Source organism: Aquincola tertiaricarbonis, from assembly GCF_023573145.1.
Classification (GTDB): Bacteria; Pseudomonadota; Gammaproteobacteria; order Burkholderiales; family Burkholderiaceae_C; genus Aquincola; species Aquincola tertiaricarbonis_B.
This window is the reverse complement of record NZ_CP097636.1, coordinates 1,931,903-1,953,080: the sequence shown is the minus strand read 5'-3', so window position 1 is coordinate 1,953,080 and position 21,178 is coordinate 1,931,903. Positions and strand designations below refer to the sequence as shown.

The following is a 21,178-nucleotide window of genomic DNA, read 5'->3' as shown; positions in this document are numbered from 1 at the left end:
TAGGGTGTGCACGCGGCGCGCGGGTGATGAGCCACGGGGCCGGCGGGCGGGAGTCTAGGACACGAAAACGTTTGCGCAAACGTTTGCGGGGTGATTTTTGGTTGTCGTTTTCCCTGAGTGGCGAGGGTGGATGTGCTTGGTCGCGGCGGGAGGGCGGGGTGCTGGACTGCGGGACTGTCCCCCGGCTTCGGCTGCGCCGAAGCCTCCTCCTTGATGTCCCTCCGCCCAGCACCCCACCCTCCCTGGGGGCTCGCTGGCGCATCGGCAGAACACTCGTCGCAGGTGGCGCTTTGAACAAGCACTGTGCGGCTCAAAGGCCCATCGGCTCCCAGCCCAGCGCACAAGCGCATCCAAACCCGCCGAGTCAGAACCTCACTCGATGCCGGACAGGAAGAACTTGATGACCCCCTTGGCCAAAAACCCCACCAGCCCCAACCCCAGCCCCAGCAGCAGCACAAACGTCCCGAACCTTCCAGCCTTCGACTCACGCGCCAGGTTCAGGATGATGAAGACCATATAGAGCATGAAGGCGCCGAGGCCGAAGGTCATGCCGAACCAGGCGAACTGTTCTTCGGTGAAGCCGAACATCAGGCTTGCTCCGGGGCCACCAGGTCGCGGTAGGCATGCCAGCTGGCATGGGCCAGCCAGGGTGCCACCACCACCAGTCCCAGCATCGCCGTCAGCATGCCCAGGACCGTCAAGCCCGTGAGCAGCACCGCCCACAGCGCCAGCGGCGCCGGGTTCTCCAGCACCGCGCGCCAGCTGGTGAACACCGCGCCCAGGATGCCGATGCGCCGGTCCAGCAGCAGCGGGATGGCCACCACGGTGGAAGCGAACACCGGCGCCGCCAGCAGCGCGCCCACCGCCAGCCACAGCTCGAACAACCAGCCCTGCTCGGCCAGCACCACGCGGCGCAGGAACTGCAGCGGCTCGGTGATCGGCTGGGGCGACAGGCCGGTGATCACCGCCGCTGAGGTGACCACCCAGCCGGTACCCGCGAACGCCAGCAGCACGCCGAACACCACCAGCCGGCCATCGCGGGGCACCCACACCTGCAGCGCGTGGCCCAGCCCGGCCGGCTCACCCCGTTGCAGCCGTCGGCTGACGTCGTAGAGCCCGGTGGCCAGGATCGGCCCCACCAGCAGGAAGCCGCTGAAGGCGCCGGTCAGCAGCCAGAACTGCCGGTGCGCCAGCAGCGCCAGCAAGAGGCCGAAGCTGGCCAGCAGCAGCCCGTGCAGCAGGCCCGGTAGCGGGCAGGCCCGCAGGTCACGCCAGCCCAGGGCCAGCCAGTGCAGCGGTTGCAGCAGGCCGATCCGGCGCACCGCATGGCGGCGGCTGTCCTGCAGGGCGCGGGGCGCGAACGGGGGTGTCATCCGCGCATGCTGGCAGGCCTTGCCGCCAGGCGCCTTGATGCGCGTCATGCCATGGGACACTGAGGCTTCTTGCACGGGAGCGCATGCATGACCCTGGTCTGGTTCTTGGCGGGCCTCGCGGCCCTGGTGGTGGGCGCCGAGCTGCTGGTGCGCGGCGCTTCCAGGCTGGCGCTGGCCTGGGGCCTGTCGCCGTTGGTGGTGGGGCTGACGGTGGTGGCCTTCGGCACCAGTGCGCCCGAAACCGCGGTGTCGGTGGGGGCCGTGTTCAGTGGCCGCACCGACATCGCCGTGGGCAACGTGGTGGGCAGCAACATCTTCAACGTGCTGTTCATCCTGGGCGTGTCGGCGCTGATCGTGCCGCTGACGGTGGCGCGGCAGGTCATCCGCCAGGAGGTGCCCATCATGATCGGCGCTTCGGTGCTGCTGCTGGCCCTGGGCCTGGACGGTACGCTCAGCCGGCTCGACGGCCTGTGGCTGGTGGGCTTGTTGATCGCTTACACCGCGGCGCTGGTGATCCAGTCGCGGCGCGAGGCGGCGGCCCAGGCCCCCAGCGACGACAGCAGCGCGGGGCATGCGGGCGGCCATTGGGCCGTGCAACTGCTGCTGGTCATCGGCGGGCTGGCCCTGCTGGTGCTGGGCTCACGCTGGCTGGTGGATGCGGCGGTGACGATGGCCCAGGCGCTGGGCGTCAGCGACCTGGTGATCGGCCTGACCGTGGTGGCGGCCGGCACCTCGCTGCCCGAGGTGGCCACTTCCGTGATGGCGGCGGTGCGTGGCCAGCGCGACATCGCGGTGGGCAACGTGGTGGGCAGCTGCACCTTCAACCTGCTGGGGTGCCTCGGGCTGTCGGCGCTGCTGGGGCCGCAGGGGCTGACGGTCGCTGCGTCGCTGCTGCACTTCGACATCTGGGTGATGATCGCCGTGGCCTTCGCCTGCCTGCCGTTCTTCTTCACCGGGCGGCAGATCGCCCGTTGGGAAGGCGCGGTGTTCCTGGCCTACTACGCGGCCTACACCGCCTACCTGGTGCTGCGGGCGCAGCACCACGATGCGCTGCCGGCCTTCAGCCACATGATGCTGGGCTTCGTGCTGCCGCTGACCCTGATCACCATCGTGGTGTCTGTCATCCGGCCTTCGGCCCGCCAAGCGCCGCCAGCGGGCTGACGCCCAGTGTCTGGCGGGTCTTTGTCGGGCCTGTCCGACACGCGCGCGAGGCGTGTGCTTCTGTTGCAGACAGTGGGCGCAGCCTAAGCTTGTGCCATCACTTTCACGGAGACCTTCTCATGAAGACCTTGCAGCGCGGCGCAATCCTGGTGGCTGGCCTGGTGACGGCGGTGCTGGCCACCGGCTGTTCCAGCATGAGCGATTGCCAGAAGGGCACGGCTGTCGGCGCTGGCGTCGGCGGTGTGGCCGGTTCGGTGTTGACCGGTGGCAGCACCGTGGGCACCGTGGGTGGCGCAGTGGCCGGCGGCCTCGTGGGCTCGGGCGGTCGCTGCAACTGAGTCTGCGTGGTAGTCTCAGCTTCCTCCCTCTCTGTCGGAAAGCCCGGGCATGCCCGGGCTTTTTGTCGTCTGCACCGCGCTCAGCTGCGGCGGCGCGTGCTGGCCATGTAGGTGTCGAAAGGCTGCTCGCAGAACTGCTGCCACAGCAGCTGCTCGTCCCTGAACTTGGCCCAATGGGCGTGGATCTTCTTGAAGGCCGGGCTCTTTTCAGCCAGCTCGGTGTACAGCTGGCCCGCGGCGGTGAAGCTGGCATCCATCACGGCCTTCGGGAAGGCGCGCAGCTGCGCGCCACCGCTCACCAGCCGCTTGAGGGCGGCCGGGTTGCCGATGTCGTACTTGGCGGTGCTCCACTGGTTGGCTTCGGCGGCAGCGGCCTTGACGGCGGCCTGGTACATCGGCGGCAGCGAGGCCCAGGCCTTCTGGTTGATGAAGAGCGGCAGCGTGGCCGAGCCTTCCCACCAGCCGGGGTAATAGTAGAACTTGGCCACCTTGTGCAGGCCGAGCTTCTCGTCGTCGTAGGGGCCCACGAACTCGGCCGCGTCGATCACGCCTTTTTCCAGTGACGGGTAAAGGTCGCCCGCTGCCAGCTGCTGCGGCACCACGCCCAGCTTGGACAGCACCATGCCGCCCAGGCCGCCGATGCGGAACTTCAGGCCCTTGAGGTCCTCGACGGTCTTGATCTCCTTGCGGTACCAGCCGGCCATCTGCGCGCCGGTGTTGCCGATGGGCAGGTGGTACAGGCCGAAGCCGGCATAGAACTCGTTGAGCAGGTCGTTGCCGCCGCCTTCGTACAGCCAGGCGTTCTGGCCGCGGGTGTTGAGGCCGAAGGGCATCGCGGTGCCGAAGCCGAACGCGGGGTCGCGGCCGATGTAGAAGTAGCTGGCGCTGTGGCCGGCTTCCACCGTGCCGTCCATCACCGCGTCCAGCACCTGCAGCGGCGGCACCAGCTCACCGGCCGCATGCAGGCTGATCTTGAAGCGGCCGTCGGTCAGCTCGGCCACGCGCTTGACGGCCAGGTCCACCGCGCCGTAGATGGTGTCCAGCGTTTTCGGGTAGCTGCTGGCCAGGCGCCAGCGGATCTCGGGGTGCTGCCCCTGGGCCAGCGCCGGTGCGGCCAGGGTGCCGGCCGCGGCACTGCCGATGGCGGCGCGGGTGATGAACTTTCTGCGTTGCATGGGTGGGTCTCCTCAGCGTGTTGTTATCCAGTCAGACACATCGGGCGCCATCGACTTCGATGCAGACGCCCGAGATGAACGCGGCTTCATCGCTGGCCAGGTACAGCGCTGCATTGGCCACGTCCAGTGCGGTGCTGAAGCGGCCCAGCGGAATGGTGGCCAGGAACTTGGCGCGGCGCGCGTCGTCCACCGGGCCGCCGGCGAACTCGGCCGACAGCGCGGTGTCGGGGTTGAACACCGGGTTGATGCAGTTGACCCGGATGTTGTCCGGCCCCAGCTCGGCCGCCATCGACTTGCTGGTGGTGATCACCGCGCCCTTGGACCCGTTGTACCAGGTGAGCCCCGGCCGTGGCCGCACCCCGGCGGTGGAGGCGATGTTGATGAAGCTGCCGCCACCCTGCGCCCGCATCACCGGCACCGCATGCACCGCCGACAGGTAGATGCTCTTGACGTTGATGGCATAGAGCTTGTCGAAGTCGGCTTCGCTCACCTCCAGCATCGGCCGGTTGCGGTGGGTCCAGCCGGCGTTGTTGACCATCACGTCCAGCCGGCCATGGGCCTGCACCGTAGCGGCGACCAGGGCCTGCATGTCGGCGCTGCGGGTCACGTCGGCCTGCACGAAGGTGGCGCTGCCACCTTCGGCGACGATGGCTTCGGCCACGCGGCGGCCGGCCGCTTCGTTCACATCGTTGACCACGATGCGCCCGCCTTCGGCCGCCAGCCGGCGGGCGATGCCTTCGCCGATGCCGCCGCCCGAGCCGGTGACGATGATGGATTTGCCTTCGACGCGCATCGTTCTGTCTCCTGCTGCTTGTCTAGTCATGCTTGATGGCCACGGTCTTGAGCACCGTGAAGGCGTACAAGGCCTCGAAGCCTTTTTCCCGCCCATGGCCGCTGGCCTTGACGCCGCCAAAGGGCAGCTCCACGCCGCCGCCGGCCCCGTAGTTGTTGATGAACACCTGGCCGGCGCGCACGCGGCGCGCCAGGCGCAGCTGGCGGCCGCCGTCGCGCGTCCACACACTGGCCACCAGGCCGTAGGCCGTGCCGTTGGCGATGCGCACCGCATCGTCCTCGGTGTCGAAGGGCAGGGCGGCCAGCACCGGCCCGAACACCTCCTGCTGCGCCAGCCGGTGCTGGGGCGGTACGTCGCGCAGCAGCGTGGGCGCCTGGTAAAAGCCGCCGGCCGGCACGCCAGGCTCGATGCGGCCCTGCGCCACGATGGGCAGGCCGTCGCGCTGCGCTTCTTCGATGAAGCCGGCCACCCGCTGCAGCTGGGTACGGCGGATCAGCGGGCCGCAGTCCAGGTCCATCGCAGCGCTGCCCACGCGCAGGCGGCTGAAAGCGTCGCCCAGGCGTTCCAGCACTTGTCCATACAAGCTGCGCTGCACCAGCAGCCGGCTGCCGGCCGAGCAGGTCTGGCCGGCGTTCTGCACGATGGCGTTGATCACCACCGGCAGCATCGCGTCCACGTCGGCATCGTCGAACACGATCTGCGGCGACTTGCCGCCCAGCTCCAGCGTCACCGGCGTGTGGTGCTCGGCCGCGGCGCGCACCACCACCTGCCCGATGGTGGGTGAGCCGGTGAAGGACACATGGTCGATGCCCGGGTGCCGCACCAGCGCGTCGCCGGCTTCATGGCCATAGCCCGTCACGATGTTGATGACGCCGGCCGGAAAGCCCACCTCGGCCGCTAGCGCGGCCACCCGCAGCAGCGACAGGCAGGCGTCTTCCGCAGGCTTGACGACGCAGGCATTGCCGGCCGCCAGCGCGCCGCCCACGCTGCGGCCGAAGATCTGCAGCGGGTAGTTCCAGGGCACGATGTGGCCGGTGACGCCGTGGGGCTCGCGCAGCGTGAGCACGGTGTAGCCGGCCTGGTAGGGCAGGGTTTCGCCATGCAGCTTGTCGGCGGCGCCGGCATAGAACTCGAAGTAGCGGGCGATGGCGACGGCATCGGCGCGCGCCTGCTTCATCGGTTTGCCGCAGTCGCGCGCCTCCAGCGCCGCCAGTTCGTCCGCATGGTCCTGCAGCTTCAGCGCCAGGCGCTGCAGCAGCCGGCCGCGCTCGGCGGCGGGCATGCGGCCCCAGGGGCCTTCGTCATAGGCGCGGCGGGCGGCCTGCACGGCCAGGTCCACGTCGGCGGCATTGCCGCGGGCCAACTGCTCGAAGGGCTGGCCGTCGGAGGGGTCGAGCACCGGGATGTGCTCGCCCGACGACGGGGGAACCGCCCGGTTGGCGATGAAATGCTGCTGCACGCCTGTCTCCTGCGTGGTCGGGTTGTCGGGCCATCATAGGCGCGGGCTGCGCCAAGTTGTCAGTGCAGTTGACTGCTTTCGGGCCCGTGCTTTCCCTGAGAATGGGCGCCACGCGGTGGCCGCATGCTGTCAACCTGGCAGACAGCTTGGCAGCCATGGCCCGACCCGAACCCACCGACGCAGCACCCGCCCGCCCGGCCGCGGAAGCGCTGCCCTTGCCGCCCGCACCGCGCGGCGAGCGCTTTGCCGAGCGGGTGTACGACAGCCTGTTCCACGCCATCATGACCGGCCAGCTGGCGCCCGGTGCACGGCTGCCGGCCGAGCTGGCGCTGGCCACCCGCTTCCAGGTGTCGCGGCCGGTGGTGCGGCAGGCGCTGGACCGCCTGCGGGCCGAAGGGCTGTTGCAGTCGGTGCGCGGCTCGGGCAGCTACGTGGCGCCGCAGCCGGCCGCCGCGGCGGCGCTGGCCAAGCCCACGGCGGCCGACCTCGGCCACATCCTGCACGGGCTGGAGCTGCGACTGATGGTGGAGCCCGAGTGCGCCCACCTGGCTGCGATGCGCCGGCAGGGCGCCGACCTGGCGCGCATGCGGCAGATGCTGGACGGCTTCGAGCAGGCCCACGCCCGCGGCGACGTGGCGCACCACTTCGACTACGGCTTCCATGAAGCCATCGCACAGGCCACCGCCAACCCGCGCCTGGTGGGCGTGCTGAAGATGCTGGAGTACGACGTGAGCCGCGCGGTGAACCTGTGGCGCCACCTGGCCCACATGAAGCCCTGGCGCCGCACGCAGGAGGCGCTGGACGAGCACCGGGCGCTGTACGCGCTGATCGAAAGCCAGGACGCCGAGGCGGCGCGCCGCTGCATGCGCGCGCATGTGGAGAACGCGCGGGTGCGGATGATGCAGCTGGACGGCTAGGCCAGCATGTCGGCCCAGGTGTTGCGTGCCCAGGCTTCGGCCAGCCGCACTTCCTGGGTCGATCGGGCGGCCGACACGCCGCCCGAACCCGGCACCACGTTGAACGTGCGCGCCGCCGCGTCGTAGCGGTGCACGCTGGCCACGTGGATGGCCTGGTCCGCGCTTACCAGGCTGTAGCAGGTGTTGGTCAGCATCGGCTCGGCGGGTGGGGGCAGGCCGGCCAGCTCGGCCACGATGGCGGCCGCCGCCACCTTGGCATGGTTGTTGGCCATGTGGCCCGACTTGGGCATCAAGGGTGCGGCCTGGATGGCATCACCCAGCACATGCACCTGCGGCGCATGCACCGAAGCGAAGGTCTGGAACGCCACCGGGCACCAGCGCTGGTTGACGGTGGCCAAGCCGGCCTGCACCGCGATGGCACCGGCCCGCATCGGCGGCAGCACGTTCAGCACGTCGGCGCGCACGTCGTCCTGCACCTCGAAACGCAGCCGGCCCTGCTCGGCGTCCACGCCAATCAAGCCATGCTGCGGCCGGTACTCGATGCGGCCGGCATGCAGCTCGGCCCAGGCCTGCTTGAACAGCGCGGCCTTGGACACCACGTCGTCGTTGGCATCCAGCACCAGCACCTTGGCGCGCGGGTTGTGGCGGCCCAGCCAGTCGGCCACCAGGCTGGCCCGTTCATACGGCCCGGGCGGGCAGCGGTAGGGCGCCAGCGGAATGGTGATGGCGAACACGCCGCCGGGCCGCAGCGCCTGCAGCTGGCGGTGCAGGGCCGCGGTCTCGGGCCCCGCCTTCCAGGCATGCAGCACCCGGCCTTCGGCCTGGGCCGCGGGCAGGCCTTCCACGCTGGCCGACATCAGATCGACGCCCGGCGACAGCACCAGCTTGTCGAAGCGCAGGCGCCCGCCGCCGGCCAGCCGCAGCTCCCGAGAGGGCAGGTCGATGGCGGTGACCGTGTCGCGCCGCCATCGCACGCCGTGGCGCTGCACCAGCGTGTCGTAGGGCAGGGTGATGTCGTCCAGCGTCTTCAGCCCCGCCACGACCAGGTTGGACACGGGACAGGACACGAAAGCCGCCGCCGGTTCCACCAGCGTCACGTCCAGCGTGCCGGCCGACCACAGCCGCAGGTATTTGGCGGCCGTGGCACCACCGAAGCCGCCACCCACCACGACCACCTGCGGCCGCGCCTGGCGGGGCACGCCGGCACAGCCCACGTTGGCGGCCAGGGCCGAGCTGGCCGACACCACGCCGAGCGCACGCCCCAGGAAGCGCCGCCGCTTCACCGCGGCAGCCCCGCGAAGTAGGCGGCCAGCGCCTCCACCTGCGCATCGGTGTAGCCGCGGCTGATCTGGTGCATCACCGTGGCCGGCCGTTCGCCACCGCGAAAGGCGCGCATCTGCGCGGTGAACACGCCCTGCGGCAGGCCGGCCAGCGGTGGCATGGCGGCATCGGCTGGGCGGCCATCGGTGCCGTGGCAGCTGGCGCAGGTGGCGGCCAGCTGGCGCACGGCCAGCGTGGGGGTGCCGATACCGGCCGGCACGGCCGGAGCACCGGCCACCGCCCCCAGCGGCCACAGCGCGGACGCCAGCAGAAAGGCTGCCCCCCACCGCCCGGGCGGGATGCGCCTCTGGCCAGCTGAATGCCGCGTTGGGGCCGGTACCTGCATGCTGCCTCCTGAAGCGGCGCAGCTTACTGCGTGGGCCACCGCCCACAGGACTTTCAGGCGCCCCCGGCCAGCCGCACCAAGGCCCAGCCGGCCGCCGCGATGTGCAGCAGCGTCACCGCCACCGACAGCCCGTGCAAGCGTGCAAAGCGGGCGCGTGCGCCGCTGTCGGTGGCGCGGTTGATGGCCGGCATCAACCATTGGCGGGTGGGCACGGTGCTCAGCGCCACGGCCAGCAACACGGTGGCGGCCAGCATGTCCACCCAGGCCGCCGCAGCCGCGGCCAGCCCGGCAGCGCCGATGACGAACAGGTAGAAGTGCGGGAAGGCACGGCGTATCAGCAGGCTGGCCTGGTCGACCGGCAGCGCAGTGAACAGGAAGGCCGCGAAACCGCCGGCAAACAGCAGCATGCCGCCGAACAGGCCTGCGGTGAGCAGGAGGCTGCCCGCCTGTGCCAGGTTCACGGCATCCGCCCCAAGCTCACACGTGGCGGCTGACGCGCACGGCCGCGGCCGATCCCGCGGACACCATCGCGACCCAGGCGCGCAGGGCCATGGCGCCGCGCCGCGGGGCCTGCGCTTCACCCAGGCCGAGGCGGCCGCCGGCGTCCTCGCGATGGGCGACTTCGTCCAGCCGGCAATTTTCGAGCAGGCTTCGCAAGGCGGGCAGGGTGCGCGGCGGGCCGATGCCGGTGTCGGTGGTCTCAGATGCAGGCGCAGGCAGCGCGTCGATCAGCGCCGTCTGGGCGGCATAGTGGGCATCGACGAAGGTTTCCACCGCCTCGATCGTGGCGTACACCGCGCGCGGGCCGAACAGCGCCGGCAAGGCACCGGTGAGCCAGCCGGCCACGCGCCACAGCGGCAGCAGCCGGCTGCGTTCGGCCGGCGGCACCACGGCTTCGAAGAGCGCCAGGTGCGCCTGTTCGGTGTGCAGATGCTGGCGTGCGAAGGCCCGCACATCAGCATCACGCGACATGGCCAGCACGCCGCGGTAGATCATCACCGCGCCTGCTTCGCCGGCATGGTCGGTGCGCAACTCGCGGCGCAGGGCCGGCGGCCACAGCGGCGCTTGGGCGGCCGGCGTTGTGCGGGCCCGCCACAACGGACGCACCGCCAGGAATGCGCGGTACAAGCCTTCCATCACCAGCGTCGCGCCGGGCAGGCGCGCCAGCAGCGCCAGGCCGCGAAAAGCCGGCAGTTGCTGCCAGACGGCGACAAAGGCCCGCGCGCCGCTGACCAGCCGGCCATCGGGCAGACGCACGTGCAGGCGCGCCAAGGCTTTGTCGCGTGGAAGCTGCGGCCCCAGTTCCGCCGCGCTGCAGCCCGAGGCGTCGACCCACTGCAGCGTGTCGCCACCGCGTGCGCGCTGGTAGGCCGCGATTTCACGCGAGCACAACGGACAAGCGCCGTCGTAGTAGACGCAAGGCGCATCGGCGGCTGCTGGGGCCGTTGTTTCAGGCTGGACGGCGGTGTTCACGTTGCGGAGTCTGTGACAGCGCGCGCAGGCCTGCTGCCGTCACGGCCAAGGCCATGGACGGCATGGGCACAACCCGTGACGTTGTCGGGTCGGTGACTTCTGCTGTTCGATGACAATCAATATTATGTCAATTATTGAAGATGGAATTCGCCAGCTGTCGGACAAGCCCCGCGATCCGAGGCGGCCTGGACCGCTACCCGGAAGATCGCGTCGACACGCATGATGACGCACCAGCACTGCCGCTCCGACTCGACCTTGACCGCCGCTGCCCCTACGCGCATTTCCAACACCGCCACGGTCCGCGTCCGCGGCGCCCGCGAGCACAACCTGAAGGACGTGGACGTCGACATCCCGCGGGATGCGCTGGTGGTGTTCACCGGCGTGTCGGGCTCGGGCAAGTCGTCGCTGGCCTTCGGCACGTTGTACGCCGAAGCGCAGCGCCGCTATTTCGAATCGGTGTCGCCCTATGCGCGGCGGCTCATCGACCAGGTGGGCATGCCTGACGTCGACAGCATCGAGGGCCTGCCGCCGGCGGTGTCGCTGCAGCAGCAGCGCGGCACGCCCAGCGCCCGTTCGTCCGTGGGCAGCGTCACCACGCTGTCGAGCTCGCTGCGGTTGATGTATTCGCGTGCCGGCAGCTACCCGCCCGGCCAGCCGATGCTTTACGCCGAAGACTTTTCGCCCAACACGCTGCAAGGCGCCTGCCCCGAATGCCATGGCGTCGGCCGCGTGTTCGAGGTGAGCGAACGCACCATGGTGCCCGACGATTCACTCACCATCCGCGAGCGGGCGGTGGCCGCCTGGCCGACGGCCTGGCAGGGCCAGAACCTGCGCGACATCCTGGTCACACTGGGCCATGACGTGGACGTGCCCTGGCGCGACCTGCCGCGCAAGACGCGCGACTGGATCCTGTTCACCGAAGAGCAGCCCACGGTGCCGGTGTACGCCGGCCTGACGCCCGCGCAGACGCGCGAGGCGCTGCGCCGCAAGCTGGAGCCCAGCTACCAGGGCACCTTCACCGGCGCACGCCGGCATGTGCTGCACACCTTCAGTCATTCCAACAGCGCGCAGATGAAGCGCCGCGCCGCCCGCTTCATGCTCGCCAGCCCCTGCCCGCTGTGCCACGGCAAGCGGCTCAAGCCCGAGGCGCTGTCCGTCACCTTCGCGGGACTGGACATCGGCGCCCTGCAGCAGATGCCGCTGGACGACGTGGCTCGGATCCTGGCCCCCGCGGCGCGGGGTGAATTCGACGAAGCGGGCGGCCAGACGCTGGACCGCGCTGCGGCCCGGGCAGACACCGCCCGCCGCGTGGCCGCGGGCGGTTCCGCCCATGCCGTGGCCAGCGATGCCCGGCGCACGCCCAACCTGTCGGCCGAAAAGCGCCTGGCGGCCCAGCGCATCTGCACCGAGCTGCTGGCGCGCATCCACACCCTGCAGCAGCTGGGCCTGGGCTACCTGTCGCTGGACCGCAGCACGCCAGGCCTTTCGGCGGGCGAATTGCAACGCCTGCGGCTGGCCACGCAGATCCGGTCCAACCTGTTCGGCGTGGTCTACGTGCTGGACGAGCCCTCGGCCGGCCTGCACCCGGCCGACAACGAAGCGCTGATGTCGTCGCTGGAACAGCTCAGGCAGTCGGGCAACTCCATCTTCGTCGTCGAGCATGACCTGGGCATGATGCGCCGCGCCGACTGGCTGGTGGACGTGGGCCCCGATGCGGGCGAACGCGGCGGCCGTGTGCTGTACAGCGGGCCGCCGGAAGGCCTGCAGCAGGTGGCGGCCTCGCACACCGCGCGCTACCTGTTCGCCGAGGAAGCGGTGGCGCACCGGTTGCCGCGCCCGCCGACCGACTGGCTGGTGCTGCAAGGCGTCACGCTGAACAACCTGCGGGGCGTCGACGCACGCTTTCCGCTCGGCGTGCTCACGGCCGTCACCGGCGTGTCGGGTTCGGGCAAGTCCAGCCTGGTGACGCAGGCGCTGGTCGGCCTGGTACAGGCCCACCTGGGTGGCGAACCGCCGCCCTCGCCGTCCGATGACGAGACCGACCCGCTGCAGGCCGAGGTCGTCGCGCGGGCCGATGGCCGCATCGATGCCACCAGCCTGGACCGCATCCGTCGGCTGGTGCAGGTCGACCAGAAGCCGATCGGCCGCACGCCGCGCTCCAACCTGGCCACTTACACCGGCCTCTTCGACCACGTGCGCAAGCTGTTCGCCGCCACGCCCGCGGCGCGCCAGCGGCATTACGACGCCGGCCGCTTCTCCTTCAACGTGGCCAAGGGCCGCTGCAGCACCTGCGAAGGTGAAGGCTTCGTCTCGGTGGAGCTGCTGTTCATGCCCAGCGTGTATGCGCCCTGCCCCACCTGCCACGGCCAGCGCTTCAACGAGGCCACGCTGCAGGTGAAGCTGCGCGGACGCAGCATTGCCGACGTGCTGGCGATGACGGTGGAAGAAGCCCTCGCCTTCTTCGAGCAGGACGCGGCCGTGGCCCGCCCGCTGGCCCTGCTGCGCGACATCGGCCTGGGCTACCTGCGCCTGGGCCAGCCGGCCACCGAACTGTCGGGCGGTGAGGCGCAGCGCATCAAGCTGGCCACCGAACTGCAGCGCGCCCAGCGCGGCGATGCGCTCTATGTGCTGGACGAGCCCACCACTGGCCTGCACCCGGCTGACGTCGACCGGCTGATGACGCAGCTGCAGCAGCTGGTGGAGGCTGGCAACACCGTGGTGCTGGTGGAGCACGACCTGCGCGTGGTGGCCGATTGCGACTGGGTGATCGACCTGGGCCCCGGCGGTGGCGACCAGGGCGGCCGCATCGTGGCCGCCGGCACGCCGGCCGAGGTGGCGCAGGCCGATGGCAGCCGCACCGGGCCGTACCTGCGGCGCTTGCTTAAGATGCCCACGACCCCATCTGCATGACCATCATGAGACTGCTGATCGCCCTCCTCCTGCCATGGCTCACCTTCTTCACCATCGGCCGACCGATCGCCGGCATCGTGTGCCTGATCCTGCAGGTCACGCTGATCGGCTGGCTGCCCGCCACCATCTGGGCGGTGTATGCGTTGAGCCAGTACAAGACCGACCAGAAGATCGAGAAGGCGCTGGGCCAGCGGCGCACCTGAACGCGCCGGGCCATGCTGACCGCGCTGCGCGAAGCCGATGGCCGGAAGGTGCAGGCCGGCCACTGCCACCGGCTGCATGGGCCTTTCCGCTGCGCAGGCTGCGGTGCCCCGGCCCTGCTGGTCAAGGGCGCCATCCGCGTCCATCACTTCCGCCACCAGGCGAAGCCCGGTGACTGCCTGCGCGGCTGGGGCGAAAGCGCGCAGCACCGCGATTGCAAGCAGGCCATCTTCGACGCGCTGCGCGGCGCCGAAGGCGTGGCCGAGGTGGAGCTGGAGAAGGACATCGGCAGCAACGTGGCCGATGTGTTCGCGCTGATCCGCGGCGTGCCGGTGGCCATCGAGATCCAGCGCAGCGAGCTGCCGCTGGAGGTGCTGGTGCGCCGCACGCTGGCCTACCACGCGCAGCAGGTGCATGTGCTGTGGGTGGCGCTGGCGGGTGAAGAGATCGCCTTCAGCCCCTACAACCCCAAGGCCTGGGAGCGCTGGTGCCATGCGGTGTACGGCGGCCGGGTGTACTACTGGACGCAGGCCGACGAGCTGCAGCCGGTGCACTTCGACGCCCATTGGCTGCACACGCCCGCCTACACCACGCGCGATGCGCAGGGCCTGCCGCTGACGGTGGGCGGCCAGCCCCGCCGTTCCAGGCGCTACCGCAACCCGAACCACGGCGCGCGTGTGGCCATCAGCACCGGCTTTCGGCCCGTGGTGCGGCGTGAATGGTCGGGCGGCACGGTGCAGGTGCCGCGCTGCAGCCTGTACGTGGACGAGCAGCCGGCGTGGTGGAAAACGGGTGAAGGGCCTGGCTAGGCTCAGGCCGTGGGCGCACCCAGTCGCCGTCTCAACTCGTGCCACTCCGGGGCCAGGCGCCGGCGAAGCATCTGGTGCCTGGCTCGGTCGATCATCTTCCTGAACGGGCCGGCATCAGACACTCGCCGGCGATGGTCGGCGATGGCTTGCCACAAGGGCGCGGGCGCAAAGCCCGACCACACCGGCGGCACCGCGGTCAGCAGGTTGGCATGGCACACCGGGGCCACCCAGTCGAACAGCACCGTCTCGACGTGCGCGATCGGAAAGTGCCTGGCCACAGCCGCGATGGCGTCGTAGTCCGGCACGTTGTCCACGAACAGGTCGGACAGGGCCACGCACAGGTCCTGGTCCGTCGGTGGCGCAGCCGCTGAACTCAACGGCTGGGACCTCAGACCGGCGCTTTCGGCGCCCAGGTCCAGTTCAGCAACTCGGCGGTGCGCCGCACCACCCACACCGCCTCGTCGGCGCTCACCGTCTCGGGGCTGGCCTGCAGGCCGCGCAGGCAGCGGTCCAGCACGATGTCTTCGGGCAGGTCGTCCTTGAACTGCAGCGTCTGCGCCTGGTCCACCAGCAAGGTGGCCAGGTCTTCGCACAGCTCGTAGCGGGCGGTGAGCTCCAGCCGGGGCAGGCTGGGCTTGCGGCCCGGCGCGCTCTGGTACAGCGCGATGAACGATTCAGGGATGACGATCTGACTGCTGTCGTCCATGAAGGTCAACCTGCGGCCACGGCGGCACCGCCCAGCGCGGCAATGACCTCGGGCGGCGCCTGCACCAGCTCGATCAGCACACCCTCACCGCCGATCGGGAACTCGTCGTTGCTCTTGGGGTGGATGAAGCAGATGTCGAAGCCCGCGGCGCCCTTGCGGATGCCACCCGGCGCCAGGCGCACGCCATTGGCATTCATCCACTCCACGGCGCGCGGCAGGTCGTCCACCCACAGGCCCACGTGGTTCAGCGGCGTCGCATGCACCGCCGGCTTCTTGTCCGGGTCCAGCGGCTGCATCAGGTCCACCTCCACCTTGTGCACGCCCTGCCCCAGCGCGCAGATGTCTTCATCCACGTTCTCGCGCTCGGAGCTGAACTGGCCAGTGACGGCCAGGCCCAGCGTGTCCACCCAGAGGGCGCGCAGCTTCTGCTTGTCCAGGCCGCCGATGGCGATCTGCTGCAGGCCGAGGATGCGGAAGGGCTTGTCGGAGGTGGCCATGGGCTTTCAGCCTTGCGGGGTGGTGATGGGCAGGTCCAGCCGCGCCAGCAGTGCGCGGTCGGCGGTGGCGTCGGGGTTGCCGGTGACCAGCAGCTTGTCGCCGTAGAAGATGGAGTTGGCACCGGCCATGAAGCACAGCGCCTGCACGCCGTCGTCCAGGCCGCGGCGGCCGGCCGACAGCCGCACGCGCGAGCGCGGCATGGTGATGCGCGCCGCGGCGATCACCCGCACCACCTCGAACGGATCGACCGGCTCGGCGTTTTCCAGCGGCGTGCCGGGCACGGCCACCAGCTGGTTCACCGGTACCGATTCCGGCGCCGGGTCCAGGCTGGCCAGCTGGGCGATCAGCCCGGCGCGCTGCAGCCGGGTTTCACCCATGCCGACGATGCCGCCGCAGCACACCTTCAGGCCGGCGTCGCGCACATGGCCCAGCGTGTCCAGCCGGTCCTGGTACTCCCGCGTGCGGATGATGTCGCCGTAGAAGTCGGGCGCGGTGTCGAGGTTGTGGTTGTAGTAGTCCAGGCCGGCCTCGGCCAGCGTGCTGGCCTGGCCGGGCGTGAGCATGCCCAGCGTGGCGCAGGCTTCCAGGCCCAGGGCTTTGACGCCGCGCACCAGCTCGCTCACCTTCTCGATGTCGCGGTCCTTGGGCGAGCGCCAGGCCGCACCCATGCAAAAGCGCGCGGCACCGGCTTCCTTGGCGGCGCGGGCGGCGGCCATCACCGCTTCCACGTCCATCAGCTTGCCGGCTTCCACGCCGGTGTCGTAGTGCACCGACTGCGGGCAGTAGCCGCAGTCCTCCGGGCAGCCACCGGTCTTGACCGACAGCAGCGAGGCCAGCTCCACGTCGCCCTGCGGAAAGTGCTGGGCATGCACCGCATGGGCGCGGTGCACCAGGGCCATGAACGGCAGTTCCATCAGCGCCAGCACGGCCTCGGCCGTCCAGGCGGGCGCGGCGGCCGCGGGCTGGGGTGGGCGTGGCGCCACCCATTGCACCGGTTGTTCCACCACGTCGTTCAGTTCACCAGCCGCCATGCAGCCCTCTCCTTGTCAATCACACGAAACGCACGATGGGTTGGTCGACCGACAGGCTCTCGCCCTTCGTGGCCAGCACCTCGGCCACCTCGCCATCCTGCTGGGCGAAGAGGATGTTCTCCATCTTCATCGCCTCGATCACGGCCAGCTTCTCGCCGGCCAGCACCTTCTGCCCGACCACCACCGGCACGTCGGCCAGCAGGCCGGGCATCGGCGCCAGCAGGAACTTGCTGGTGTCGGGGGGCGCTTTATACGGCATCAGCTTGTGGAACTCGGCGCCGCGGGGCGTGAGCACCAGCGCATCGATGCGCGTGCCGTGGTGGCTGATGCGCAGCCACAGGCCCAGCCGCTCCACCTGGGCGGTGAAGGCCTGGCCATTGCACTGGCCGCTGATGCGGATGTCGCGCAGCGTCCAGTCGGAGTGGAAGGTGTAGGACTTGCCGTCCACTTCCACCACGATGCCGCCATTCAGCTTGACCTGCACAGGCACCTGCGTGTCGTTGCCCTGCTCGCCCTGGATCACCACCACGTAGTCCTCGCGCACCACGAAGCCGTGGCCCGGCATCTGGCCGCTCAGGCCCGCGGCCCGCATCATGTAGCGCAGGTTCACCGCCGCGGCCAGCGCCACCAGGAACTTCGGGTCGTCGTGCTGCACGTCCTCGGCGCGGAAGCCGCTCGGAAACTGCTCGGCGATGAAGCCGGTGTTGAACTGGCCCGAGACGAAGCGCGGGTGCGCCAGCAGCGCCGCCTGGAACGGGATGCTGCTGTTGATGCCGCGGATCACGAAGCCGTCCAGCGCCTCGCGCATCTTCGCGATCGCGTCGTTGCGGTCGCGGCCGTGCACGATAAGCTTGGCGATCATCGAGTCGTAGTACATCGGGATCTCGCCACCCTCGTACACGCCGGTGTCCACCCGCACACCCCCATCCGCAGGCCGCGGCGCCGCGGCCTCCATCGTGGTCACCGGCGGGCGGTACTTCACCAGCCGGCCGGTGGAAGGCAGGAAGTTGCGGAACGGGTCTTCCGCATTGATGCGGCACTCGATCGCCCAGCCCTCGCGCTTCAGGTCGGCCTGCTGCAGCGGCAGCGGCTCGCCGGCGGCCACGCGGATCATCAGCTCCACCAGGTCCAGGCCGGTGATGCATTCGGTGACCGGGTGCTCCACCTGCAGCCGGGTGTTCATCTCCAGGAAGTAGAAGCGCTGGTCCTTGCCGACCACGAACTCCACCGTGCCCGCGCTCTGGTAGTTCACCGCCTTGGCCAGCTGCACCGCCTGCGCGCCCATGGCCTGGCGCGTGGCTTCGCTGATGAAGGGCGACGGCGCTTCTTCGATCACCTTCTGGTGGCGGCGCTGGATGGAGCATTCACGCTCCCACAGGTAGATGACGTTGCCCTGGCTGTCGCCCAGCACCTGGATCTCGATGTGACGCGGCTCCTCGACGAACTTCTCGATGAAGACGCGGTCGTCGCCGAAGCTGTTGCGCGCCTCGTTGCGGCAGGAGCTGAAACCGTCGAAGGCTTCCTTGTCGTTCCAGGCCACGCGCAGGCCCTTGCCGCCGCCGCCGGCGCTGGCCTTGATCATCACCGGGTAGCCGATGTCGCGGGCGATCTGCACCGCCTGCTCGGGCGAGGCGATGGCCTCGTTCCAGCCCGGGATGGTGTTGACCTTGGCTTCGTTGGCCAGCTTCTTCGAAGCGATCTTGTCGCCCATGGCCGCGATGGACGCATGCTTGGGCCCGATGAAGACGATGCCTTCTTCTTCCACCCGGCGCGCGAACTCGGCGTTCTCGCTCAGAAAGCCGTAGCCCGGATGCACCGCCTCCGCCCCGGTGGCCTTGCAGGCGGCGATGATCTTGTCGGCCACCAGATAGCTCTCACGGCTGGGCGCCGGGCCCAGCAGCACCGCCTCGTCGGCCAGTTGCACGTGGCGCGCATCGCGGTCGGCCTCGGAGTACACGGCCACCGTGGCAATGCCCATCTTGCGGGCCGTCTTGATCACGCGGCAGGCGATCTCGCCGCGGTTGGCAATCAGAATTTTCTTGAACATGGCGCCGGACCTCACAGAGGGATGTTGCCGTGCTTGCGCCACGGGTTGTCGAGCTTCTTGTCCTTGAGCATCACCAGGCTGCGGCAGATGCGCTTGCGGGTCTCGTGCGGCTGGATCACGTCGTCGATGAAGCCGCGGGCGCCGGCCACGAAGGGGTTGGCGAAGCGGGCCTTGTATTCGGCCTCGCGGGCGGCCAGCTTGGCGGGGTCGTTCTTGTCCTCGCGGAAGATGATCTCCACCGCGCCCTTGGCACCCATCACCGCGATCTCGGCATTCGGCCACGCGAAGTTCACGTCGCCGCGCAGGTGCTTGGAAGCCATCACGTCATACGCACCGCCATAGGCCTTGCGGGTGATCACCGTGACCTTGGGCACCGTGCACTCGGCATAGGCATACAGCAGCTTGGCGCCGTGCTTGATGATGCCGCCGTACTCCTGGCTGGTGCCGGGCATGAAGCCGGGCACGTCGACGAAGGTGACCACCGGGATGTTGAAGGCATCGCAGAAGCGCACGAAGCGCGCGGCCTTGATGCTGCTCTTGATGTCCAGGCAGCCGGCCAGCACCTGCGGATTGTTGGCCACGATGCCCACGCTCTGCCCTTCCATGCGGGCGAAGCCGATCACGATGTTGGCCGCGTACTCGGGCTGCAGCTCGAAGAAGTCGCCGTCGTCCACCACCTTGGCGATCAGCTCCTTCATGTCGTAGGGCTTGTTGGGGTTGTCGGGCACCAGCGTGTCCAGCGACAGCTCCAGCCGGCCGGCCGGGTCGCCGCTGGGGCGCACCGGCGCCTTCTCGCGGTTGTTCAGCGGCAGGTAGTTGAAAAAGCGCCGCAGCATCAGCAGCGCTTCCACGTCGTTCTCGAAGGCCAGGTCGGCCACCCCGCTCTTGCCGGTGTGGGTGACGGCGCCGCCCAGTTCCTCGGCGGTCACTTCCTCGTGCGTCACGGTCTTCACCACCTCGGGGCCGGTGACAAACATGTACGAGCTGTCCTTGACCATGAAGATGAAGTCGGTCATGGCCGGGCTGTACACCGCGCCGCCGGCGCAGGGCCCCATGATCATGCTGATCTGCGGGATCACGCCCGAGGCCATCACGTTGCGCTGGAACACGTCGGCATAACCGCCGAGCGAGGCCACGCCTTCCTGGATGCGGGCGCCGCCCGAATCGTTGAGGCCGATGACCGGTGCGCCCACCTTCATCGCCTGGTCCATCACCTTGCAGATCTTCTCGGCATGCGCCTCGCTGAGCGCGCCGCCGAACACGGTGAAGTCCTGGCTGAAGACGAACACCAGCCGGCCGTTGATCATGCCGTAGCCGGTGACCACGCCGTCACCGGGCGGCCGGTTGTTCTCCATGCCGAAGTCGGTGCAGCGGTGCTCGACGAACATGTCCCATTCTTCGAAGGTGCCGTCGTCCAGCAGCAGGTCGATGCGCTCGCGCGCGGTGAGCTTGCCCTTGCCGTGCTGCGCGTCGATGCGCTTCTGGCCACCGCCCAGCCGCGCCTTGGCGCGCTTGGCTTCGAGCTGTTCGAGGATGTCGTGCATGGCGTCGTGGCCTTTCTGGTCAAGCGAATCAGTTCAGCAGGTCGAGCAGCCGCCGCGCCGCCACCGAGGCGGCCAGCGTGCCGGCGCGCACCTGGGTGTGGATTTCGGGCAGCGCTTCCCGCACCGCGGGGTGCTGGCGGAAGCGGCTCTTCAGGCCGGCCTCGATGCGTTCCCACATCCAGGCCTGGTCTTGCGTGCGGCGGCGCTCGGCCAGCCGGCCGGCGGCGGCCTGCAGCTCGCGGAAGCGGCTGACCGCGGCCCAGAACTCGGGCAATCCCTGGCCCTTGAGCGCGCTGAGCTGCAGCACCTGCGGTTGCCAGATCACCGGCGCACCGTCCACCGCATGGCTGGCATGGGCCGGGTTGCCGTGGTGGCCGAACAGCCGCAGCGCCGAGGTGATCTGGGCCCGGGCCCGGGTGGCGGCGGCCTCGTCCAGGTCGGCCTTGTTGATGACCACCAGGTCGGCCAGCTCCATCACGCCCTTCTTGATGGCCTGCAGGTCGTCGCCGGCATTGGGCAGCTGCAGCAGCACGAAGAGGTCGGTCATGCCGCTGACGGCCGTCTCGCTCTGGCCCACGCCCACGGTCTCGACGATCACCACGTCGTAGCCCGCGGCTTCGGCCACCAGCATGGATTCACGGGTGCGCTCGGCCACGCCGCCCAGCGTGCCGCTGGCCGGGCTGGGGCGGATGAAGGCCTGCTCATGCACCGAGAGCTGCTCCATGCGCGTCTTGTCGCCCAGGATGCTGCCGCCCGACACGCTGGAAGATGGGTCGATGGCCAGCACCGCCACCCGGTGGCCCTGGCCGATGAGGTACAGGCCCAGCCCTTCGATGAAGGTGCTCTTGCCCACGCCGGGCACGCCGCTGATGCCCAGGCGGAACGAGCGCCCGCTGTGCGGCAGCAAGGTGTTCAGCACCTCGTCGGCACGGCGGCGGTGGTCGTCGCGCGACGATTCCAGCAGCGTGATGGTCTTGGCGATGGCGCGGCGCTGCGCGGGCCCGGGCGGGCCCAGCACCGCGCTCACCAGCGCCTGGTCGGCCGGCGGCAGCATGCGGTCGATCGCGGTGTCGGTGT

The 21,178-nt window shown here is 69.8% G+C and carries 22 protein-coding genes; 6 read left to right on the top strand and 16 right to left on the bottom strand.

The features are described from left to right. Window positions 1–372: 372 nt before the first annotated feature. Both MW290_RS23315 and MW290_RS23310 read right to left on the bottom strand, forming a co-directional pair. On the bottom strand, window positions 373–588 hold the full coding sequence (locus MW290_RS23315; protein WP_250196735.1) for a DUF2788 domain-containing protein: 216 nt from the start codon (window positions 586–588) through the stop codon (window positions 373–375). Then, the gene (locus tag MW290_RS23310; protein WP_250200098.1) at window positions 588–1,373 is read right to left on the bottom strand and encodes a DUF2189 domain-containing protein; all 786 of its coding nucleotides are present in this window, start codon (window positions 1,371–1,373) and stop codon (window positions 588–590) included. Before MW290_RS23310 ends, MW290_RS23315 begins: the two co-directional genes overlap by 1 nt. Before the next feature lie 87 nt (window positions 1,374–1,460). Between MW290_RS23310 and MW290_RS23305 the strand changes: the two genes are divergently transcribed. Together MW290_RS23305 and MW290_RS23300 are read left to right on the top strand one after the other, a co-directional pair. Continuing rightward, a complete protein-coding gene (locus MW290_RS23305; protein WP_250196734.1) occupies window positions 1,461–2,534 on the top strand; it encodes a calcium/sodium antiporter in 1,074 nt (357 codons plus the stop codon). A 119-nt stretch (window positions 2,535–2,653) separates the two neighbouring features. Further along, on the top strand, window positions 2,654–2,872 hold the full coding sequence (locus MW290_RS23300; RefSeq protein WP_250196733.1) for a glycine zipper 2TM domain-containing protein: 219 nt from the start codon (window positions 2,654–2,656) through the stop codon (window positions 2,870–2,872). Window positions 2,873–2,952: 80 nt separating this feature from the next. Here the strand turns inward: MW290_RS23300 and MW290_RS23295 are convergent, their stop codons facing one another. From MW290_RS23295 to MW290_RS23285, 3 genes are read right to left on the bottom strand one after another with little or no spacing between them, the layout of a single operon-like run. Further along, window positions 2,953–4,047, bottom strand: a complete 1,095-nt coding sequence (locus MW290_RS23295) for a TRAP transporter substrate-binding protein (RefSeq protein WP_250196732.1) — start codon at window positions 4,045–4,047, stop codon at window positions 2,953–2,955. Window positions 4,048–4,078: 31 nt separating this feature from the next. Continuing rightward, the gene (locus MW290_RS23290; protein ID WP_250196731.1) at window positions 4,079–4,840 is read right to left on the bottom strand and encodes an SDR family oxidoreductase; all 762 of its coding nucleotides are present in this window, start codon (window positions 4,838–4,840) and stop codon (window positions 4,079–4,081) included. A gap of 22 nt (window positions 4,841–4,862) precedes the next feature. Then, window positions 4,863–6,299 carry an aldehyde dehydrogenase family protein gene (locus tag MW290_RS23285; RefSeq protein WP_250196730.1) on the bottom strand — a complete coding sequence of 479 codons (1,437 nt, stop codon included), beginning with the start codon at window positions 6,297–6,299 and terminating at the stop codon, window positions 4,863–4,865. 155 nt (window positions 6,300–6,454) lie between these two features. Between MW290_RS23285 and MW290_RS23280 the strand changes: the two genes are divergently transcribed. Next, window positions 6,455–7,216, top strand: a complete 762-nt coding sequence (locus MW290_RS23280) for a FadR/GntR family transcriptional regulator (protein WP_250196729.1) — start codon at window positions 6,455–6,457, stop codon at window positions 7,214–7,216. On the opposite strand, the gene MW290_RS23275 is transcribed toward MW290_RS23280, so the two are convergent. From MW290_RS23275 to MW290_RS23260, 4 genes are all read right to left on the bottom strand, one after another. After that, complete coding sequence (locus MW290_RS23275) at window positions 7,213–8,499, bottom strand: NAD(P)/FAD-dependent oxidoreductase (RefSeq protein WP_250196728.1); 1,287 nt, start codon at window positions 8,497–8,499, stop codon at window positions 7,213–7,215. The two genes, MW290_RS23280 and MW290_RS23275, sit on opposite strands and share 4 nt — an antisense overlap. Beyond that, on the bottom strand, window positions 8,496–8,756 hold the full coding sequence (locus tag MW290_RS23270) for a c-type cytochrome (protein ID WP_250196727.1): 261 nt from the start codon (window positions 8,754–8,756) through the stop codon (window positions 8,496–8,498). Before MW290_RS23270 ends, MW290_RS23275 begins: the two co-directional genes overlap by 4 nt. Window positions 8,757–8,935: 179 nt before the next feature. Next, complete coding sequence (locus MW290_RS23265; RefSeq protein ID WP_250196726.1) at window positions 8,936–9,343, bottom strand: DUF4149 domain-containing protein; 408 nt, start codon at window positions 9,341–9,343, stop codon at window positions 8,936–8,938. A 16-nt stretch (window positions 9,344–9,359) separates the two neighbouring features. Further along, entirely contained in the window at window positions 9,360–10,355 is a 996-nt protein-coding gene (locus MW290_RS23260; protein WP_250196725.1) for a demethoxyubiquinone hydroxylase family protein, read from the bottom strand. Window positions 10,356–10,577: 222 nt separating this feature from the next. Between MW290_RS23260 and MW290_RS23255 the strand changes: the two genes are divergently transcribed. Genes MW290_RS23255 through MW290_RS23245 form a run of 3 tightly spaced genes read left to right on the top strand, consistent with a single transcriptional unit; the run spans window position 10,578 to window position 14,275 of the window. Continuing rightward, window positions 10,578–13,265, top strand: a complete 2,688-nt coding sequence (locus MW290_RS23255; RefSeq protein WP_375142846.1) for an excinuclease ABC subunit UvrA — start codon at window positions 10,578–10,580, stop codon at window positions 13,263–13,265. A gap of 5 nt (window positions 13,266–13,270) precedes the next feature. Further along, window positions 13,271–13,468 carry a YqaE/Pmp3 family membrane protein gene (locus MW290_RS23250; RefSeq protein WP_250200097.1) on the top strand — a complete coding sequence of 66 codons (198 nt, stop codon included), beginning with the start codon at window positions 13,271–13,273 and terminating at the stop codon, window positions 13,466–13,468. Window positions 13,469–13,480: 12 nt separating this feature from the next. Continuing rightward, window positions 13,481–14,275, top strand: a complete 795-nt coding sequence (locus MW290_RS23245) for a competence protein CoiA (RefSeq protein WP_250196723.1) — start codon at window positions 13,481–13,483, stop codon at window positions 14,273–14,275. Between the two features lie 2 nt (window positions 14,276–14,277). On the opposite strand, the gene MW290_RS23240 is transcribed toward MW290_RS23245, so the two are convergent. From MW290_RS23240 to meaB, 7 genes are read right to left on the bottom strand one after another with little or no spacing between them, the layout of a single operon-like run. After that, window positions 14,278–14,727 (bottom strand): DUF7079 family protein, encoded by a 450-nt coding sequence (locus tag MW290_RS23240; protein ID WP_445659483.1) that lies wholly within the window; start codon window positions 14,725–14,727, stop codon window positions 14,278–14,280. After that, window positions 14,664–14,981, bottom strand: coding sequence for an ATPase with chaperone activity (locus MW290_RS23235; RefSeq protein ID WP_250196721.1), 318 nt, complete (start codon window positions 14,979–14,981; stop codon window positions 14,664–14,666). Before MW290_RS23235 ends, MW290_RS23240 begins: the two co-directional genes overlap by 64 nt. Window positions 14,982–14,986: 5 nt before the next feature. After that, the gene (locus tag MW290_RS23230) at window positions 14,987–15,478 is read right to left on the bottom strand and encodes a VOC family protein (protein ID WP_250196720.1); all 492 of its coding nucleotides are present in this window, start codon (window positions 15,476–15,478) and stop codon (window positions 14,987–14,989) included. A 6-nt stretch (window positions 15,479–15,484) separates the two neighbouring features. Next, the gene (gene bioB / locus MW290_RS23225; RefSeq protein WP_250196719.1) at window positions 15,485–16,510 is read right to left on the bottom strand and encodes a biotin synthase BioB; all 1,026 of its coding nucleotides are present in this window, start codon (window positions 16,508–16,510) and stop codon (window positions 15,485–15,487) included. A 19-nt stretch (window positions 16,511–16,529) separates the two neighbouring features. Next, the gene (locus tag MW290_RS23220) at window positions 16,530–18,557 is read right to left on the bottom strand and encodes an acetyl-CoA carboxylase biotin carboxylase subunit (protein ID WP_250196718.1); all 2,028 of its coding nucleotides are present in this window, start codon (window positions 18,555–18,557) and stop codon (window positions 16,530–16,532) included. Between the two features lie 11 nt (window positions 18,558–18,568). Next, the gene (locus tag MW290_RS23215) at window positions 18,569–20,101 is read right to left on the bottom strand and encodes an acyl-CoA carboxylase subunit beta (protein ID WP_250196717.1); all 1,533 of its coding nucleotides are present in this window, start codon (window positions 20,099–20,101) and stop codon (window positions 18,569–18,571) included. Window positions 20,102–20,129: 28 nt separating this feature from the next. Beyond that, on the bottom strand, window positions 20,130–21,155 hold the full coding sequence (gene meaB / locus MW290_RS23210) for a methylmalonyl Co-A mutase-associated GTPase MeaB (protein WP_250200096.1): 1,026 nt from the start codon (window positions 21,153–21,155) through the stop codon (window positions 20,130–20,132). Window positions 21,156–21,178: the final 23 nt, after the last annotated feature.

What these genes read in the sequence shown, in the direction of transcription:
- MW290_RS23315 (WP_250196735.1), bottom strand. Translation starts at nt 588, where the DNA reads ATGTTCGGCTTCACCGAAGAACAGTTCGCCTGGTTCGGCATGACCTTC.
- MW290_RS23290 (WP_250196731.1), bottom strand. Translation starts at nt 4,840, where the DNA reads ATGCGCGTCGAAGGCAAATCCATCATCGTCACCGGCTCGGGCGGCGGC.
- MW290_RS23220 (WP_250196718.1), bottom strand. Translation starts at nt 18,557, where the DNA reads ATGTTCAAGAAAATTCTGATTGCCAACCGCGGCGAGATCGCCTGCCGC.
- MW290_RS23255 (WP_375142846.1), top strand. Translation starts at nt 10,578, where the DNA reads ATGACGCACCAGCACTGCCGCTCCGACTCGACCTTGACCGCCGCTGCC.
- MW290_RS23310 (WP_250200098.1), bottom strand. Translation starts at nt 1,373, where the DNA reads ATGACACCCCCGTTCGCGCCCCGCGCCCTGCAGGACAGCCGCCGCCAT.
- MW290_RS23230 (WP_250196720.1), bottom strand. Translation starts at nt 15,478, where the DNA reads ATGGCCACCTCCGACAAGCCCTTCCGCATCCTCGGCCTGCAGCAGATC.
- MW290_RS23245 (WP_250196723.1), top strand. Translation starts at nt 13,481, where the DNA reads ATGCTGACCGCGCTGCGCGAAGCCGATGGCCGGAAGGTGCAGGCCGGC.
- bioB (WP_250196719.1), bottom strand. Translation starts at nt 16,510, where the DNA reads ATGGCGGCTGGTGAACTGAACGACGTGGTGGAACAACCGGTGCAATGG.
- MW290_RS23305 (WP_250196734.1), top strand. Translation starts at nt 1,461, where the DNA reads ATGACCCTGGTCTGGTTCTTGGCGGGCCTCGCGGCCCTGGTGGTGGGC.
- MW290_RS23280 (WP_250196729.1), top strand. Translation starts at nt 6,455, where the DNA reads ATGGCCCGACCCGAACCCACCGACGCAGCACCCGCCCGCCCGGCCGCG.
- MW290_RS23250 (WP_250200097.1), top strand. Translation starts at nt 13,271, where the DNA reads ATGAGACTGCTGATCGCCCTCCTCCTGCCATGGCTCACCTTCTTCACC.
- MW290_RS23300 (WP_250196733.1), top strand. Translation starts at nt 2,654, where the DNA reads ATGAAGACCTTGCAGCGCGGCGCAATCCTGGTGGCTGGCCTGGTGACG.
- meaB (WP_250200096.1), bottom strand. Translation starts at nt 21,155, where the DNA reads ATGCTGCCGCCGGCCGACCAGGCGCTGGTGAGCGCGGTGCTGGGCCCG.
- MW290_RS23235 (WP_250196721.1), bottom strand. Translation starts at nt 14,981, where the DNA reads ATGGACGACAGCAGTCAGATCGTCATCCCTGAATCGTTCATCGCGCTG.
- MW290_RS23295 (WP_250196732.1), bottom strand. Translation starts at nt 4,047, where the DNA reads ATGCAACGCAGAAAGTTCATCACCCGCGCCGCCATCGGCAGTGCCGCG.
- MW290_RS23215 (WP_250196717.1), bottom strand. Translation starts at nt 20,101, where the DNA reads ATGCACGACATCCTCGAACAGCTCGAAGCCAAGCGCGCCAAGGCGCGG.